Source organism: Streptomyces sp. G5(2025), assembly GCF_049542075.1.
Classification (GTDB): Bacteria; Actinomycetota; Actinomycetes; order Streptomycetales; family Streptomycetaceae; genus Streptomyces.
In genome coordinates this window covers 511,948-529,165 of record NZ_JBMUZT010000006.1, presented here as the reverse complement: position 1 = coordinate 529,165, position 17,218 = coordinate 511,948, and the positions used below count along the sequence as shown (strand labels likewise).

The 17,218-nt window shown below is 71.5% G+C and carries 9 protein-coding genes and 2 pseudogenes; 10 read left to right on the top strand and 1 reads right to left on the bottom strand.

What is annotated here, in order from left to right; all coding sequences use genetic code 11:
- Positions 1-28: 28 nt before the first annotated feature.
- Positions 29-484 carry a MarR family winged helix-turn-helix transcriptional regulator gene (locus ACOBQB_RS13140; RefSeq protein ID WP_423591625.1) on the bottom strand — a complete coding sequence of 152 codons (456 nt, stop codon included), beginning with the start codon at positions 482-484 and terminating at the stop codon, positions 29-31.
- Positions 485-667: 183 nt separating this feature from the next.
- Here ACOBQB_RS13140 and ACOBQB_RS13135 point away from each other — a divergent pair, with 183 nt between their 5' ends.
- From ACOBQB_RS13135 to ACOBQB_RS13090, 10 genes and pseudogenes are all read left to right on the top strand, one after another.
- Entirely contained in the window at positions 668-2,476 is a 1,809-nt protein-coding gene (locus ACOBQB_RS13135) for an ABC transporter ATP-binding protein (protein WP_423591623.1), read from the top strand.
- Between the two features lie 43 nt (positions 2,477-2,519).
- Positions 2,520-3,332: an endolytic transglycosylase MltG gene (gene mltG / locus ACOBQB_RS13130; RefSeq protein ID WP_423591622.1), complete on the top strand. Its 813-nt coding sequence runs from the start codon at positions 2,520-2,522 to the stop codon at positions 3,330-3,332.
- A gap of 486 nt (positions 3,333-3,818) precedes the next feature.
- On the top strand, positions 3,819-5,297 hold the full coding sequence (locus tag ACOBQB_RS13125; protein ID WP_423591621.1) for a sugar transferase: 1,479 nt from the start codon (positions 3,819-3,821) through the stop codon (positions 5,295-5,297).
- An 88-nt stretch (positions 5,298-5,385) separates the two neighbouring features.
- The gene (locus ACOBQB_RS13120; RefSeq protein WP_423591619.1) at positions 5,386-6,720 is read left to right on the top strand and encodes a nucleotide sugar dehydrogenase; all 1,335 of its coding nucleotides are present in this window, start codon (positions 5,386-5,388) and stop codon (positions 6,718-6,720) included.
- Positions 6,710-8,020 (top strand): glycosyltransferase family 4 protein, encoded by a 1,311-nt coding sequence (locus ACOBQB_RS13115; protein ID WP_423591617.1) that lies wholly within the window; start codon positions 6,710-6,712, stop codon positions 8,018-8,020. Before ACOBQB_RS13120 ends, ACOBQB_RS13115 begins: the two co-directional genes overlap by 11 nt.
- A pseudogene (locus ACOBQB_RS13110) lies at positions 8,017-9,424 on the top strand (Wzz/FepE/Etk N-terminal domain-containing protein). The gene ACOBQB_RS13115 and the pseudogene ACOBQB_RS13110 overlap by 4 nt, the downstream one beginning before the upstream one ends.
- On the top strand, positions 9,421-11,100 hold the full coding sequence (locus tag ACOBQB_RS13105) for a Wzz/FepE/Etk N-terminal domain-containing protein (protein ID WP_423591615.1): 1,680 nt from the start codon (positions 9,421-9,423) through the stop codon (positions 11,098-11,100). Before ACOBQB_RS13110 ends, ACOBQB_RS13105 begins: the two are co-directional and overlap by 4 nt.
- 3 nt (positions 11,101-11,103) lie before the next feature.
- Positions 11,104-13,029 carry an asparagine synthase (glutamine-hydrolyzing) gene (gene asnB, locus ACOBQB_RS13100; protein WP_423591613.1) on the top strand — a complete coding sequence of 642 codons (1,926 nt, stop codon included), beginning with the start codon at positions 11,104-11,106 and terminating at the stop codon, positions 13,027-13,029.
- Positions 13,030-13,066: 37 nt separating this feature from the next.
- On the top strand, positions 13,067-15,238 hold the full coding sequence (locus ACOBQB_RS13095) for a bi-domain-containing oxidoreductase (RefSeq protein WP_423591611.1): 2,172 nt from the start codon (positions 13,067-13,069) through the stop codon (positions 15,236-15,238).
- A pseudogene (locus ACOBQB_RS13090) lies at positions 15,235-17,218 on the top strand (alginate lyase family protein). Before ACOBQB_RS13095 ends, ACOBQB_RS13090 begins: the two are co-directional and overlap by 4 nt.

Sequence of the window (17,218 nt, the reverse complement as noted above, 5' to 3'; positions counted from 1 at the left end):
GCAAACGTGTCCGCGGGGCGCCTGGGTGTCAGCAGCGGCGGTGGCCGTCCTGCGCGTCCCGCACATCGAACAGGGCGTTCAGCAGACCGCCCAGCTGCGCGCGCTGGTCGGCGTCCAACGGGGCCAGGATGTCCTCCGCGGCGGCCCGGCGCGCGCCACGCAGCTCGCCGAGGGTCTTCAGCCCCGCGTCGGTGAGCTCGATGCGGATCACCCGGCGGTTGGTCGGGTCGGGCACACGGCGTACGAGCTCACCGGCCTCCAGGGCGTCGACCAGCGTCGTCACGGCGCGCGGGACCACTTCGAGGCGGTCGGCGAGGTCGGCCATGCGAGGCGGGGTCTCGCAGTGCGCGAGAGTGCGCAGCAGGCGGGACTGGGCAGGAGTGATGCCGATCGGCACCAGATGGCGCTTCTGGATCCGCTGCAACCTGCGGGTCAGCCGCAGCAGCTGTTCGGCGAGCAGGCCGTCGGGGTCCGGGGTTCTCATGCGGGAACTTTACCAGGACCTTGTGCATTGTGAGTATAGGTAACAGTGAGCTATGCTCCTGAGCCATCATCGCCGCGAGCCCGTAGATCCCTCTAGGTCCAGTAGGGCCTGTACGTCCTCTACGTCCTCTACATCCTCTACATCCTCTACGCCCTGTAGGTCCTCTAGATCCCGTAGGAGCCCATGCGTCACGACGAACCCACCTGGACACCGCAGGACCCGGCGCCGGGCGAGGAGCCGCAGCCGCGCCAGATGCGCCGCATCCTGCGCCTCTTCCGCCCCTACCGAGGCCGCCTCGCGATCGTGGGCCTGCTGGTCTGCGCCGCGTCCCTCGTCTCGGTCGCGACCCCCTTCCTGCTGAAGGAGATCCTCGACACCGCGATCCCGCAAGGGCGCACAGGCCTGCTGAGCCTGCTCGCGCTCGGCATGATCCTCAGCGCGGTGGTCACGAGCGTCTTCGGCGTCCTCCAGACCCTGATCAGCACCTCCGTGGGGCAGCGCGTCATGCACGACCTGCGCACGGCCGTCTACGGCCGGCTGCAGAGCATGTCCCTGGCCTTCTTCACCCGCACCCGCACGGGTGAGGTCCAGTCCCGCATCGCCAACGACATCGGCGGCATGCAGGCGACCGTCACCTCCACGGCGACGTCCCTCGTCTCGAACCTCACGAGCGTGATCGCGACGGTCGTCGCGATGCTCGCCCTCGACTGGCGCCTGACCGTCGTCTCCTTGCTGCTGCTCCCGGTGTTCGTGTGGATCAGCCGCCGGGTCGGCCGCGAGCGCAAGAAGATCGCCACCCAGCGCCAGAAGCAGATGGCCGCGATGGCCGCGACCGTCACGGAATCGCTCTCCGTGAGCGGCATCGTCCTCGGTCGCACGATGGGCCGCGCCGACTCCCTCACCCAGTCCTTCGCGGACGAGTCCGAGCGCCTGGTCGACCTGGAGATCCGGTCGAACATGGCGGGGCGCTGGCGCATGGCCGTCATCTCGATCGTGATGGCCGCCATGCCCGCCGTCATCTACTGGAGCGCCGGCCTCGCGTTCCAGATGGGCGGCCCCACCGTCTCCATCGGCACGCTCGTCGCCTTCGTCTCGCTCCAGCAGGGGCTCTTCCGGCCGACCGTGAGCCTGCTCTCCACCGGCGTGCAGATCCAGACCTCGCTCGCACTCTTCCAGCGCATCTTCGAATACCTCGATCTGACCGTCGACATCACCGAGCCGGAGAAGCCGGTGCGCCTCGACACGATCAAGGGAGAGGTCCGCTTCGAGGACGTCGAGTTCCGCTACGACGAGAAGTCGGGGCCCACCCTCCAGGGCATCGATATCGCGGTACCCGCCGGCGGCACTCTGGCCGTCGTCGGAGCCACCGGTTCCGGCAAGTCGACCCTGAGCCACCTCGTCCCCCGGCTGTACGACGTCACGGGCGGCCGCGTCACCCTCGACGGCGTCGACGTGCGCGACCTGGACTTCGACACCCTCGCCCGCGCCGTCGGGGTGGTCTCCCAGGAGACGTACCTCTTCCACGCCTCGGTCGCCGACAACCTCCGCTTCGCCAAACCCGACGCCACCGACGAGGAGCTCGTGGCCGCGGCCCGTGCCGCCCAGATCCACGACCACATCGCCTCCCTGCCGGACGGGTACGACACCGTGGTCGGCGAACGCGGCCACCGCTTCTCCGGAGGCGAGAAGCAGCGCCTTGCCATCGCCCGCACCATCCTGCGGGACCCGCCGGTCCTCATCCTCGACGAGGCCACCAGCGCCCTGGACACCCGCACCGAGCGGGCCGTGCAGGAAGCCATCGACGCCCTGTCCGCCGACCGGACCACCCTCACCATCGCCCACCGGCTCTCCACCGTCCGCGGCGCCGACCAGATCGTGGTCCTGGACGCCGGACGCACCGCCGAGCGCGGCACGCACGAGGAGCTGATGGCACGCGACGGGCGTTACGCCGCTCTCGTCCGCAGAGACGCCCAACTGGAGTCGACGTCATGAGGATATGCCGCAAATAACCGTATTTACGGGTTAACGTGCCCCCATGCAGACCAAGATTCCGCGACGGGGCACGATTCGACTGACGCGGCGGGGCCGGATCGCCCTGATCGCGACCGGAGCTCTCGTGGCGGCCGCCGCCGTGACGGTGCCGCTGCTGCTTCCGGACGACGATGTGCGGCCCCAGACCTTGACGATCCCCGAGGGCTGGCGCTCGGGTCAGGTGTACGCGGCCGTGGACAAGGCCTTGAAGGTGCCCGTGGGCACCACGAAGAAGGCCCTGGCCAAGGCCGATCTGAAGCTTCCCGGTGACGCCGGGGGCAACCCCGAGGGGTATCTCTTCCCGGCGACCTATCCGATCGGTTCCCGGTCGACCCCGGCATCGGTCCTGTCGCACATGGTGGACACGGCGAACAAGAAGTTCAGCGGCAGCCATGTGACGGCGGGAGCCGACCGCAACGCCGTCAACGTCTACCAGACCGTCGTCATCGCGAGCATGATCGAGGCGGAGGCCGGGTCCAAGGCGGACATGGGCAAGGTGGCCCGGGTCATCTACAACCGCCTCGACAAGGGCATGCCGCTCCAGATGGACTCGACCATCAACTACGCCCTCAACCGCTCCTCGCTGACCACCAGCGAGCGTGACACGAAGATCAACAGCCCTTACAACACCTATGCGCGCATGGGCCTGCCGCCCACGCCGATCAGCAATCCGGGCGAAGCGGCGATGCGGGCGGCGATCAATCCCGCCCCCGGGGACTGGCTGTACTTCGTGACGGTGAAGCGGGGAGAAACACGCTTCACGGCGAACTTCGAAGAGCACCAGAAGAACGTCGCGGAGTTCAACAAGAACACCTAGTGACAAGAAACAGGTATGTGCATCCGATCCGGCCAAGTGGATTTAGGGCTGCCGGTGCAGGCGGCCCGCAGAATTCCTGTCGTCACAGGTCACAAGGCGTGCCCGCGCCGTCAGAGCATCCGCGGCAGTCACTGATCGGCCAGCCCGTCTCCAAAGCCTGGGCACAAGTTCCACACATCCCCTCTCCAGACGGGCCCTGATGGTCTAGATTGACCGTGCTTCGCAGCGGACACCGTGCGACAAATGATGATCTTAAGGCCTGACGCCATGGACGACCAGCGGTAATGTCCCCGGCGCCAGGCATGGGGGCTGCCGCCGGGGTGGGTTGTTCAAGCGGCGCTGAAACAGCCGGAATGCCATGCCCGGGAGGCGGGGGCCTCCCGAGGGGGAAGAACAGCGCGGCACGGGGGGCGGGGGCGCCTCCCGAGGGAGAAGCAGTGTGAGACGAGACGTCGAATCACTGGCGGCCTGGGCCTGGGGGGTTCTGTGGAGCAGGGGGAATTAGTCAGCCCTTTTCCGTCGGCGGGTGGGCGCCTGGCGGACGAGGTGATCAGTCGGCCCGCAATCGACTGGGAGCAGCGGTACCGCCGTACCGTGATCACCACCGATTCGGTGGTCACCGCCTGCGTAGTGGCGTCGATCGGCATCTTCTTCGGAGCCAGGGACGCGGCCAACTGGCACGAGAAGTGGGGAATTCTCGCATTCGGCACCGAACTGCTGGTGCTGGGCGCGCTTGCGGTGAGCCGGGCGTGGGCTCCGGCCGTGCTCGGCCAGGGTGCCGAAGAATTCCGCCGCCTCGGGCGCTCGCTGTTCGCGGCGGTCGTCGTACTGGCGCTCGGCGGGATCGCCCTCACTTCGCGCAACATCAAGCTGTGGATCTTCGTCGCGATTCCCGCGATCGCGCTCACCACCATGATCGCTCGGTATCTGCTGCGCCTCCGGCTGCACAGACAGCGCAAGGACGGGCAGTGCCTGCGGCCGGTTCTCGCCGCCGGAAGCGTGGCCTCCGTACGGGACCTGATCGCCCGTGCCCGCAAGTTCCCGCACCTCGGCTGGCGGGTGGACGCGGTGTGCACGGCCGACGGCCATGGGCTCGACGGTGACCAGCTGGACGGGGTGCCGGTCGTCGGCCGGCTGGCGGACGTCGCGGGCCACGTCCGCCGCGACGGCTACCGTGTCGTCGCGATCACACCGGACCCGCACTGGTCACCGGCGCAGCTCCAGCGGCTCGCCTGGAACCTCGAAGGCAGCGATGCCGAAATGGTCGTGGCTCCCGTGCTGATGGAAGTGGCCGGCCCACGGCTGCACGTCGACGCGGTGCTCGGGATCCCCTTGCTGCGGGTCACCATGCCGACCTTCACCGGGGGCCGCCGGGTGGTCAAAGAGGTCGTCGACCGGTTGGGCGCGGTGTTCCTGCTGATGCTCTTCGCGCCGCTGATGGTGCTCGTCGGGCTGCTCGTGCTGACGGACAGCCGGGGCGGCGCGTTGTACCGCCAGCGCAGGGTCGGCAAGGACGGCCGCGAGTTCACCATCTGCAAGTTCCGCACCATGATCACCGGGGCGCACGGGGCGCGTGCCCAGCTGGCCCACCGCAACGAAGGCGCCGGCCTGCTGTTCAAGCTCCGCCGGGATCCACGGGTGACCCGGGTGGGGGCGGTGCTGCGCCGGTACTCGCTCGACGAGCTGCCCCAGCTCTTCAACGTACTCACCGGCTCGATGTCGCTGGTCGGCCCGCGGCCCCCCTTGCCGGAGGAGTCCGCCGCGTACGGCCCGGACATCCGGCGGCGGCTGCTGGTCAAGCCCGGACTCACCGGCCTGTGGCAGATCAGCGGACGCAGCGACCTGCCATGGGAGGAGGCGGTCCGCCTCGACCTGCGATACGTGGAGGACTGGTCGCTCGCCCTCGACACGGTGATCTTGTGGAAGACGCTGCGCGCGGTGCTCCACGGGCAGGGGGCCTACTGATGCGCGGCCCATCGATGCGTGGAGGGGCGCCGTCCGATCGGCGCACGGGCGGCAGGCCGCGAGGGCCTGCCCGGGGGAGGGACGGGACATGAAGGTAAGCGTCTTAGGGCTCGGTTACGTGGGCTGCGTGTCGGCCGCGTGCCTGGCCGGCATGGGCCACGAGGTCATCGGGGTGGACGTGAACCAGGTGAAGGTCGACCTGGTCAACGACGGCAAGGCCCCGGTGGTCGAGGAGCGGATCGGCGAGCTCGTCGCCGAGGCCGTGGCGGCCGGAGCGTTGCGCGCCACCGGCGACGTCCACGAAGCGATCACGAACAGTGAGGTGTCACTGGTCTGCGTGGGTACGCCGTCGGAGCCCAACGGCAGCCTGTGCACCACGTACCTGGAGCGGGTCACCGAGCAGATCGGTGCCGCGCTGGCGGATCGCGGTGAGCACAGCGGGCACGGCGGGCGGCACACCGTCGTGTTCCGCAGCACCATGCTCCCGGGCACCTGCCTGAACCTGCTGGTCCCGATCCTGGAGAAGTACGTCGGCGGCACGGCCGGGGTGGACTTCGGGGTCGCGGTCAACCCGGAGTTCCTGCGCGAGGGCACGAGTGTGCGGGACTTCTTCGACCCGCCCAAGACCGTCATCGGCGAGCTGGAACCGGCGAGCGGCGACGCGGTGGCGGCACTGTACGACGGTCTGCCCGGCGAGGTCTTCCGGGTGCCCGTGCCGACGGCCGAGGCGATCAAGTACGCGGACAACGCCTTCCACGGCCTCAAGATCGGCTTCGCGAACGAGCTGGGCGCGGTGTGCCAGGCGCTCGGCGTCGACTCGCACCAGGTGATGGACGTGTTCCTCGCCGACCGCAAGCTGAACATCAGCCCCGCCTACCTGCGGCCCGGCTTCGCCTTCGGTGGCTCCTGCCTGCCCAAGGACCTGCGCAGCCTGGTCCACGCGGCGCAGCGGGCCGACGTCTCCGTGCCCATCCTCGCCCACGTACTGCCCTCCAACTCCGACCACCTTCAGCGCGCGGTCGAACTGGTCGAGCGCACCGGAAAGCGCAGGGCGGGCCTGTTCGGGCTCTCCTTCAAACCCGGCACCGACGACCTCCGCGAGAGCCCGCTCGTCGAACTGGCGGAGAGACTCTTCGGCAAGGGGTACGACCTGAAGATCTACGACGCCAACGTGAGCCTGTCCCGGCTGCTCGGCGCGAACCGCGAGTACATCGAGACCCGGCTGCCGCACCTCGCGCAGCTGCTCGCGGACTCCGTCGAGGAGGTACTCGACCACGCCGAGGTGTGCCTGGTCGGAACCGAGGATCCGGCCGTGCTGGCGGCGCTGCCCCATGGCGAAGGACCGATGATCGTCGACCTCATCCGCCTGCCCGACGCCGAGGCGCGCCGGACCGAACCGGGGTACGTGGGCCTTGCTTGGTGACAGATCGTTCGGTGACGCGTCGTCCGGTGGTACTCCGCCCGGTGCCCCTGCCGGCGGCGACCGGCCCGGCCGGCGTGCGCTGATCCTGGTGGAGAACCTGTCGGTGCCGTTCGACCGGCGGGTGTGGCAGGAGTGCACGACGCTGCGCGACGCGGGCTGGGAGGTGCACGTCATCTGCCCCCGGGGCACCAAGCGGGACACCGAGCCGGAGGCGGAGATCGACGGCGTGCGGATCCACCGCTATCCGCTGCGTGCGGCCACCGGAGGCCCGGCCGGCTACCTGCGGGAGTACGGATCGGCGCTGTGGCACACGGCCCGGCTGGCCCGGAAGGTCGGCCCGGTCGATGTGGTGCACGCCTGCAACCCGCCCGACCTGCTGTTCCTGCCGGCCCTGTGGCTGAAGCGGCGCGGTGCGCGGTTCGTCTTCGACCAGCACGACCTGGTGCCCGAGCTGTATCTCTCCCGGTTCGGCCGCGGCGAGGACCTGCTCTACCGCGCCGTATGCGCGTTGGAACGGCTGACGTACCGGGCCGCGGACGTCGTCCTCGCCACCAACGAGAGCTACCGGGACGTCGCGGTGCGCCGCGGCGGCCGACGGTCGGAGGACGTCTTCGTGGTGCGCAGCGCACCGGACGTCGACCGGTTCCATCCCGTACCGCCCGAGCCGGGACTGAAGCGCGGCAAACCCCATCTGCTGTGCTACCTCGGTGTCATGGGCCCGCAGGACGGCGTCGACTACGCCTTGCGGGCCCTCGCGAAGCTCCGCGACGACCTCGGGCGGACCGACTGGCACGCGGTGTTCGTCGGCGGGGGCGACACCTTCGAGGCGATGGTGGAGCTGTCCGGGCGGCTCGGGCTCGCGGAGCAGGTCCAGTTCACCGGCCGCATTCCGGACGCCGATCTGGCGCGCTATCTCTCCACCGCGGACGTGTGCCTCTCCCCGGACCCCCGCAATCCGCTCAACGACCTGTCGACCATGAACAAGGTCCTGGAGTACATGGTGATGGGCCGCCCGATCGTCTCGTTCGACCTCCGGGAGGCGAGAGTCTCCGCCGGTGACGCCGCCGTCTACGCGGCCGCCAACGACGAGGCCGAATTCGCCGGACACATCGCGCTGTTGTTGGACGACCCCGAGCAGCGGGCCCGGATGGGCAGGATCGGCCAGGAGCGGATCAGCGGACGGCTCTCCTGGCGGAACTCGCAGGCGTCCCTGCTCGCCGCCTACGCCGCCGCCTGCCGTGACCGCGCCCCGGCCTCGCCGGGCGGCCCGGACCGGGCACCGAGGAGGCAGCGTCGTTGAGCGATGACCCGATACGCCTGGTCACCATCGGGCGGATCTTCCGTCGGCGCGGGCGGCTGCTCGTCATCGTCGCCGTGGTGGGCGCGCTCGTCGGCTACGGCGTCTCACTGCTGTTCCCGCCGAGGTACACGACGTCGACCTCGGTACTCCTCGCGGGGCAGTGGGAGGAGCGCGAACTGCTCACCCAGGCGCAGGTCGCGGCCAGCTCGGCGGTGGTCGACCGCGCGGCCGCCGCGCTCGACTGGAGCGGCGTCAGCGGCAGCGAGCTGCGGGATCGCGTCAGCGCCGAGGCCGCCGACGGGAACATCGTCAAGATCTCCGGAACGGCCGACAGTCCGGAGCGCGCCCAGCGGCTCTCCGACCAGGTGGCCCGGCAGTTCGTCACCTTCGCCGCGCGGATCGCGGGCGACAGCGGCGACAGCGCCGACTCCGAGGCGGCGGAGGGCCCCGAGACACTGCGGGAGAAGGTGGTGCGGACCAACCGCCGCATCACCGATCTGGCCAACGCGGCCGACCCGGGGCAGACCGTGGAGAGCGTCCAGGCCCGCACCGAGCTGGAGAAACTGCGCACCGCGCTGCACGAGGCCATGAAGAAGCTGGACCAGGCCGACCCGGCGGCCGGCCAGGCCGACATGGTCGTCATGGGCCCGGCGGCCCGGCCGACCGGTGAGGCGCCGCCGACGAGGCTCCAACTCATCGCCGCCGGGGCCCTGCTGTCCTTCCTGCTCGCGGTCATCGGCCATCTCGTCGCCGCACGGTCGAGCCGTCGACTGCGCACCGAACAGGAGATCGCCACGGCGCTGGGCTCGACGCTGCTCGGCACCGTCGACGTACCCGGCGAACGGCCCGCGCACCGGCCACAGGGCCGTGACGCGCGGGCCTGGACCCGCCGACTCCTTGGCGTCGACACCCGGTGGGACATACCGACACCTCCGCGGCCGTCCGGCGGCGAAGCCGACAGACAGCTCCGCTACCGGCGGGTGTGCGCTCGCCTGCGCGCCCAACTGGCTTCCCCGCGGCGGCTGCTGGTCCTCGTACCGGACGGCGACGAGATCGCCCGCCGGGCCGCCGGGCAGCTCGTCGCCGAGGCCGGAGCCGATCCGGCCCCCACCGCTGAGAGCGGGGGAGACCTCATGCTGCGGGTGGTGGAAGTCCCGGTGTCCCGGCCGCTGGTGCCGGACCGTGGCACCGAGTCCGGTGTCCTGGTCGTACTCAGCCCGGGCAGCTGGACCGCGGAGGAGCTGGCGGGCGTCGCCGAGGCGTGTGCGGACGCGGGGCACGAGGTCGTCGGGATCGTCGTCGCCGGCGCGGTCCGGGTCCGTGCGGCACGGCCTGCGCGGTTCCCCGCGTCGCACCACACCCGCGATCGCCGTGGGCGACGACGTCAGGGGAGGCGAACAGTGACGACGACCAGGACTTCGGAGCCATCCGCCGCCGCTCCGCTCCTCGACCTGCACGCGCTGGTGGTGGCGGTACGCAGGCGTCGCCGCCTCTGGTGCTCCATGGCGCTGGTGGGGTTGCTGCTCGGCGCGGCGGTGGCGGTCCTGCGGCCGCCTCCGCCGAACGCGGTGACCAAGGTGCTGGTCGCGCACAAGGAGGACCAGCCGAATGACACCGGAACGCTGATCCGCACCGACGTCGAGCTCCTGGGGACCACGCGGATCGCCGACAAGGCCCTGCGGTCTCTCAACTCCCCTGAGAAGCCCGAGGACTTCATGCGGGACTACCGAGGCACCGGCCTGACCAACAACCTGCTGCGGATCGACGTCACGGGTGACAGCGACGCGCACGCGGTCGCCCGCGCCAAGGCGCTGGCCGACGCGTTCGTCGCCGACCATGTGCAGCGGATGCGGGAAACCGCGAAGGCCGAGGCCAAAGCGCTGCTCGACCAGCGCGACCGGATGCGGGACGAGCTGGCCAAGGTCAACAAGGCGATCGGGGACCGGTCGCCGGAGAGCGACCCGAAGGCGTCGGCGAGCATCGAGACGCTCTTCGCCCGCCGGGCCGAACTCACCTCGCGCATCGGCGACTTCGACCAGCGCGCCGAGGAGGCGCGCATCGGCACGCCGCGGCTCGTCGCCGGCACACAGATCGTGGACGCGCCGCGCGCGGTGCGGCACTCCCTGCCCAGGGCCGCCGCCACCGACGGCGCGATCGGGCTCCTCCTCGGACTGGTCATCGGGCTCGCGGTGGCCGCGGTCGGCGCGGTGGTGGCGGACCGCCCGGTGCTGCGCCGGGACATCGCGGCGAACCTGGGCGCCTCGGTCATCGCGGAGCTGCGCGGCGTGCCCCGCCGGCCTGCCGGGGCATGGCAGCGCCGACGGGCCCGGGTGGCGAGCGAACGGCTCACCACGACCCTGGCCCGTACGGTACGCGGCTCCGCGGAACCGGTGTCGCTGCTCGAACTGGGCTGTGCGCGCGGCACGAGCGTGATCGCGCTGAACGTCGCCGGGGCGCTGGCGGCGGAGGGGCCGGTGGTCGTCGTCGACGGCCTGCCCGGCCCGCAGCTCGCGGACAGCCGCCGGAAGCCGGGCGGCCCGGACGTGGTCAGCGGCGAGGGTGCCGAGGCCGTGCCGCCACAGGTGCGCAGGCTCGGCGTCGGCTCGGTCGCGCCCGGCACGGCGTGGAGCGACCTCCCGTACCTCGGGAGCCGGACCGTGCTCGTCGTGCGTGCCGGGCACGGCAGTACGACCTGGCTGCACACCGTGGCGCGGCAGCTCGCGGACCAACGCATTCCGGTGATCGGTGTGGTGCTGATCGCCCCCGACCCGCGTGACCGGACCGACGGCACGCTGTGGGACGGGACGGACATCGCCCTGCGGAGCCATGGCGAACGGCCGGCCCGGCACAACGGGACGGACCGCCCGCGGGCGGAGGGGCCCGCCCTGCGGAACGACGGGGGGCGGCAGGGTGAGATGGGGCGGCAGAGCGACCCGGCCTGGCAGGGCGAGATGGGGCGGCGCACGGAGACGGCCCCGCTGAACAGCACGGCCCCGCAGAACAACACGGACCAGGCACGGACGGAGCGGCCCCCGATGCCGGCCGCACGAGTCCCGGACACCGACCAGGAGGACCCGTAGACCATGTGTGGCATCGCAGGCACCTACTTATGGCCGGACGGGAAGGCCGTGACCGACCGGCTCACCGATACGCTCGCCCACCGCGGTCCGGACGGGGCGGGCCGGTACGGGCACCCCGTCGGTGACGGCGAAGTGCAGCTCGGACACCGCAGGCTGGCCATCATCGACCTGTCTGAGACCGGCGCCCAGCCCATGGTCTCGGGCGGCCTCGCCCTGACGTACAACGGCGAGCTGTACAACGCGCCCGAGCTGCGTGCCGAGCTGACCGCCGCCGGGGTGCGCTTCCGTGGTACCTCCGACACCGAGGTGCTGCTTGAGGCCTGGCGGCGCTGGGGCACCGGCTGTCTGCCGCGGCTGCGCGGCATGTTCGCGTTCGGGATCTTCGACGAGCGCACCGGTGACCTGGTGCTCGCCCGTGATCAGCTCGGCGTCAAGCCGCTGTTCCTGCTGCGGCGCGGCGAGGGGCTGATGTTCGCCTCCGAACTCAAGGCACTCGCCGCCGTGAGCGGCGGGTCGCTCCAGGTGGACCACGCGGCGCTGGTGGCCTCGCTGCTCTACTACTGGGTGCCGGACACGCGCTGCGCGTTCCGCGAGGCGCAGAAGCTGCCGCCGGGGAGCTGGCTCAGGTGCCGGGCCGACGGCCGGGTGGAGCGCGGCCGGTACTGGAACCTGAAGGACGTCGCCGCCGAGGGCCGGGAGCGGGCCCGCGGCGGCGAGCAGCCGGACCTCGCCGCCGTCGTCGAGGAGTCGACCCGGCGGCATCTGCTCTCCGACGTGCCCGTGGCCACCTTCCTCTCCGGCGGACTCGACTCCAGCTACCTGACCGCGCTGGCGGCCCGCCACCGGCCCGGGATCTGCGCGTACACGATCGGGTTCCGCGCCGAGGACGCCAAGTTCGAGGCGATGCCGGACGACTTGCGCTACGCCCGGCAGGTGGCCGAGCGGTTCGGCGTCGACCTGCACGAGATCGAGATCGCCCCGGACGTGCTCGACCTGCTGCCGCGGATGACGCACGACCTCGACGAGCCGATCGGCGACCCCGCCGCGATCAACACCTTCCTGATCTGCTCGGCCGCCCGGGACGCCGGGGTCAAGGTGATGCTCTCGGGGATGGGCGCCGACGAACTGTTCGCCGGGTACCGCAAGCACCTGGCCAACCTGCTCGCCCTGCGCTACCAGCGCGTCCCGCGGCCCCTGCGGCGCGGCGTGTCCGCGGCCGTGGACCGGCTGCCGGTCGCGACGGCCCGCCGGGGGTACCGGTCGGTGCGCTTCGCGAAGCGGTTCCTCTCCTTCGCCGAGCTGCCGGAGGAGACCGCGTTCCGGCGCAGTTACACCATGTACGACCAGGCCGAACTGCTCGCCCTGATCGATCCGGACCTGGCCGGGACGGTCGAGGACGTACTCACCGAGCACGCGGACATCTACCACGACAACGACCTCGACGACTTCGTCAACCGCATGTGCCTGGGCGACGCCCGGATGTTCCTGCCGGGCCTGAACCTCGCCTACACCGACCGGTCCAGCATGGCCGCGTCGACCGAGGTGCGGGTGCCGTACGTGGACGTCGAGGTGGTCAAGGCGGCGTTCGCCGTGCCCGGCGACCGCAAGATCGTCGGACGGCAGGGCAAGGCCGTCCTCAAGGAGGCGGCCACCTCCGTCCTGCCCCGGGAGATCGTGTACCGGCCCAAGGGCCTGTTCAGCGCCCCGCTGCGCGCCTGGATGAGCCGGGACCTGGCGCCCCTGGTGCGCGAGGTGGTGCACGACGGCGTGCTCGTCAACTCCGGGATGCTGCGCCGCGACGCGCTGGCCCGGATGGTCGCCGAGGACGCCGCCGGGCAGCGGGACTTCTCCAAACATCTGTGGCATGTGCTGACCCTTGAGTACTGGTACCGCGGCGCGACCTCCGGTTCCGGCCGGACCGCCCCCTGACGGTGCCCTGAAAGACGTGGAAACAAGAGGAGTTCGGGTGAAGCAGGTCGTACAGAATTACAAGAGCGGCGAGCTGGCGGTGCTCGATGTGCCGGTGCCGGGGTGCAAGCCGGGCGGTGTCCTGGTCCGCAGCGCCTACTCGCTGATCTCCACCGGGACCGAGCTCATGAAGGTGTCCGAGGCAGGCATGTCGATGGTGGGCAAGGCCCGCTCCCGGCCGGACCAGGTGGCGAAGGTCATGCAGAGCGTGGCCACCAACGGGGTGCCCGCCACCTACCGCAAGGTGATGGGCAAGCTGGACTCCTACACGCCGCTGGGCTACTCGCTGTGCGGGGTGGTCGAGGAGGTCGGCGCCGGGATCGACGACGTGAAGACCGGGGATCTCGTGGCCTGCGCCGGCAACGAGCACGCGCTGCACGCCGAGTTGAACTGGGTGCCGAAGAACCTGTGCACCCCGGTGCCGGACGGCCTCGCGCCGCGGCACGCGGCCTTCGGCACCGTCGGGTCGATCGCCTTGCAGGGTGTCCGCCGCGGCGAGTCGCAGCTCGGCGACGTGGCGCTGGTCATCGGCCTCGGACTGATCGGGCAGCTGGTCGTGCAGCTGCTCACCGCCTCGGGGGTCCGCGTCGTCGGCGTCGACCCCGACCCGGCGCGCTGCGAGCTGGCCGAGCGCCTCGGCGCCGCGGCCTGCGGCGATCCCGCGTCCCCGGCCGCGGAAGCCGCCGTCGCCGAACTCACCGGCGGTCACGGCGTGGACCAGGTGTACTTGGCCGCCGGCGGCGGCAGCAACCAGCCCGTCGAGCTGGCCGCCCGGCTCTGCCGGGACCGCGGCCGGGTCGTCGACATCGGCAAGTGCCGCCTGGACCTGCCGTGGAACGCGTACTACGAGAAGGAGCTGGACGTCCGGTTCTCCCGCAGTTACGGCCCCGGGCGCTACGACCCGGAGTACGAGCTGGAGGGGCGGGACTACCCGATCGGCTACGTCCGCTGGACCGAGCGCCGCAACCTCGCCTGTTTCCTCGATCTCGTCGCCCGCGGCCGCGTCGACGTGGAGCCCCTCATCTCCCACATCGCCGACTTCGCCGACGCCGTCACGACGTACGAGCGTCTGAAGGACGGCGAGCTGAAGGCCGTGGCGGTGCTGTTCCGCTACCCCGAACAGGCCGGGGAGGCGGAGGCCCCGAAGGTCGCCGTGCCCTCCGTGAACGTACGCCCGACCCCGGCCCGGACCACCACGGCGCCCGTGCGCCTCGCGTTCGTCGGCGCAGGGAACTACGCGACGTCGATGCTGCTTCCACACCTGGCACGGCGCGACGGCGTCACGCTGTCGACCGTCGTCACGACGACGGCACTGTCCGCGGCCAACGCGAAGCGGAAGTTCGGCTTCGCCGAGGCGACCACCGATCTCGACGCCGTACTCGGCGACAAGTCCATCGACGCGGTGTTCGTGGTCACCCGGCACAGCTCGCACGCCGACCTGACCCGAAAGGCGCTCCTCGCCGGGAAGACGGTGTTTGTGGAGAAGCCGCTCGCCCTCACCGGGGACGAGCTGACCGGCGTGCTCGCGGCGGTGGAGGAGTCCGGCAACGACCGGCTCCAGGTGGGCTTCAACCGCCGGTTCTCGCCGCTGCTGCGGGAGGCCCGGCAGCGGTTCGGCGCCCGGAGCGGTCCGGCGAACCTCCGTTACCTCGTCAACGCGGGCCGCCTCCAGCACGGCAGCTGGTACCTCCGACAGGGCACCGAAGGCTCCCGGTTCGCCGGTGAGGGCGGGCACTTCATCGACACGGCGAGCTGGCTCCTTGAGGCCGACCCGGTCTCGGTGTACGCGACCGCCACACCCGGCAACGAAGACCTCCAGGTGGTGCTGCGCTACCCGGACGGGTCCACCGCCACCATCAGCTATGTCACCACCGGGCCCGCCGGCTTCCCCAAGGAGACGCTGGACCTCGTCGCGGACGGCCGTGCGCTGCGGTTGGACGACTTCGTCCGCGCATCGGTGTACGGCCGCAAGCGGTGGGTCAGTTCGCGGCTGCCCAAGGCCAGGGACAAAGGCCAGAACGCCGAACTGGCCGCGTTCATCAAGGCCGTGCGGACCGGTGGGCCGATGCCCGTGCCGCTGGAATCGCTGGTCGCCACCACCGCGGCGACCCTCGCCGTACAGACCGGCCTGGCCGGGGGCGCGCCGGTGACGCTGACGAGGCAGCGATGAGTGTGAGCGCGGGGAGCGCGGGCTGGTACCTGCGGCGGCTGTCCCGGATGGGCCCGCGGGAGGTCGTGGGCCGGGCGGGCGACGCGGTGCGCAGGCGGCGGTGGCGGTCGGCGCGGCCGAGCTGCCCGAGCGTGACGGGTGCCCGGTTCACCTCGGTCCTGCCCGCAGGGACGCTCGCGGCGGTGCCACCGGACGCCGCGAAACGTCTCGTCGCCGAGGCGGACCGGCTGATGGCCGGGCACGTCGAGTACTTCGGCGTCGACCGCGACGACCTGGCCGACCCGGACTGGTGGTACGACCCCAAGACCGGGCGCCGGGCCGCGTGGGGCCACGCCTTCGACGTGCCGTACCGGAACGAGGACGTGACCGGGGACATCAAGCAGATCTGGGAGCTGTCCCGGCACCAGTACCTCACCGTGCTCGCCGCCGCCTACGCGATCACCAGGGACGACCGGTACGCCGAGCGGGTGGCCGAGCACCTGCGCCTGTGGTGGGCGGCCAACGCGCCGCTGCGCGGAGTGCACTGGATCAGCGGCATCGAGCTGGGCATCCGGCTGCTGTCCTGGGTGTGGATCCGCAGGCTGCTCGACGGCTGGCAGGGCGCGGCCGGGCTCTTCGAGGACAACCCGGTGGCGCACCACCAGATCTGGCACCACCAGCGCTGGCTGGCGGCCTTCCCCAGCCGGGGGTCGTCGGCGAACAACCACGTCATCGCCGAGGCCACCGGGCAGTTGGCCGCGGCCTGCGCGTTCGGGTGGTTCCCCTCCTCGGCGCGGTGGCGTGACGACGCGCTGCGGTCGCTGGAGCGGCATCTGCGGAGCAATACCTTCGACTCCGGCCTCAACCGCGAGCTGGCCACCGAGTACCACGGCCTCGTACTGGAGCTCGGCCTGGCGGCGGTGGCCGAGGCGGACGCCGCCGGCGTGCCGGTCCCCGCTTCGGTCCGGTCGACGCTGCTGCGGATGACCGACGCGCTCGCGGCCGTCGTCGACCACCGGTTGCGGCCGCCGCGCCAGGGGGACGCGGACGACGGCCACGGCCTGGTCCTGGACGGTACGGGCACCGACCGCTGGGCCTCGCTCCTCGCGACCGGGGACGCCGTGTTCGGCCGGCTCGACTGGTGGCCGCAGGTGACCGGCAGCGATGTGCGCACCCCGCTCCTCGCCGCGCTCATCAAGCCCGTCGGCCTGTCTTCGTCCCGCCGCCCGGCGAGCCGGCCGAAACCACTTCGCCGACGCGGGGCTCACCATCCTCCGCGATCCGGCGGGGATCTGGTGCCGCTGCGACGGCGGTCCGCACGGCTTCCTGTCCATCGCCGCGCACGCCCACGCGGACGCGCTGTCCGTGGAGGTCCGACACGACGGGGTCGACGTGCTCGCCGACCCGGGGACGTTCTGCTACCACGGGCAGCCCGCGTGGCGGCAGTACTTCCGGTCGACCCTCGGCCACAACACCCTGCAACTGGACGGCGCCGACCAGTCGGTCTCCGGGGGCCCGTTCCTGTGGACCCGGCAGGCCCGCAGTCGCATCCTGGTCACGGACACAGCGGACACAGCGGATCCAGGGGGCGATCCCGAGGAGGGTGTGGGCCGCTGGTGTGCCGAGCACGACGGCTACCGGCCCTCCGTGCACCGCCGCCGGGTGGAACTGACCGCCGCGACCCAGGAGTTACGGGTGGTCGACGAGGTCCGCGGCCCGCGCCGGTCCGTGCGCCTGGCGTTCCACCTCGGCCCGGCGATCAGCGTGGACCTGGTGGGGGAGCGGGCCGTGCTCAGCTGGACCCGGGACGGCGAGGACCGCTCGGCGGTGCTCGACCTGCCCGGACAGCTGAGCTGGCGGGCGCACCGCGGCGAGAGCGATCCGCCGCTGGGCTGGTACTCCGCCGGGTTCGGCCGCAAAGAGCCCACGACCACGCTGGTCGGGACCGGTGTCGCCGACGGCACCGAGGGGTTCACCACCGTCCTCGGGTTCCGGGGCTAG

Excerpts from the sequence above, each read along its gene's own strand:
- ACOBQB_RS13140 (WP_423591625.1), bottom strand. The coding sequence starts at position 484 with ATGAGAACCCCGGACCCCGACGGCCTGCTCGCCGAACAGCTGCTGCGG.
- ACOBQB_RS13135 (WP_423591623.1), top strand. The coding sequence starts at position 668 with ATGCGTCACGACGAACCCACCTGGACACCGCAGGACCCGGCGCCGGGC.
- mltG (WP_423591622.1), top strand. The coding sequence starts at position 2,520 with ATGCAGACCAAGATTCCGCGACGGGGCACGATTCGACTGACGCGGCGG.
- ACOBQB_RS13120 (WP_423591619.1), top strand. The coding sequence starts at position 5,386 with ATGAAGGTAAGCGTCTTAGGGCTCGGTTACGTGGGCTGCGTGTCGGCC.
- asnB (WP_423591613.1), top strand. The coding sequence starts at position 11,104 with ATGTGTGGCATCGCAGGCACCTACTTATGGCCGGACGGGAAGGCCGTG.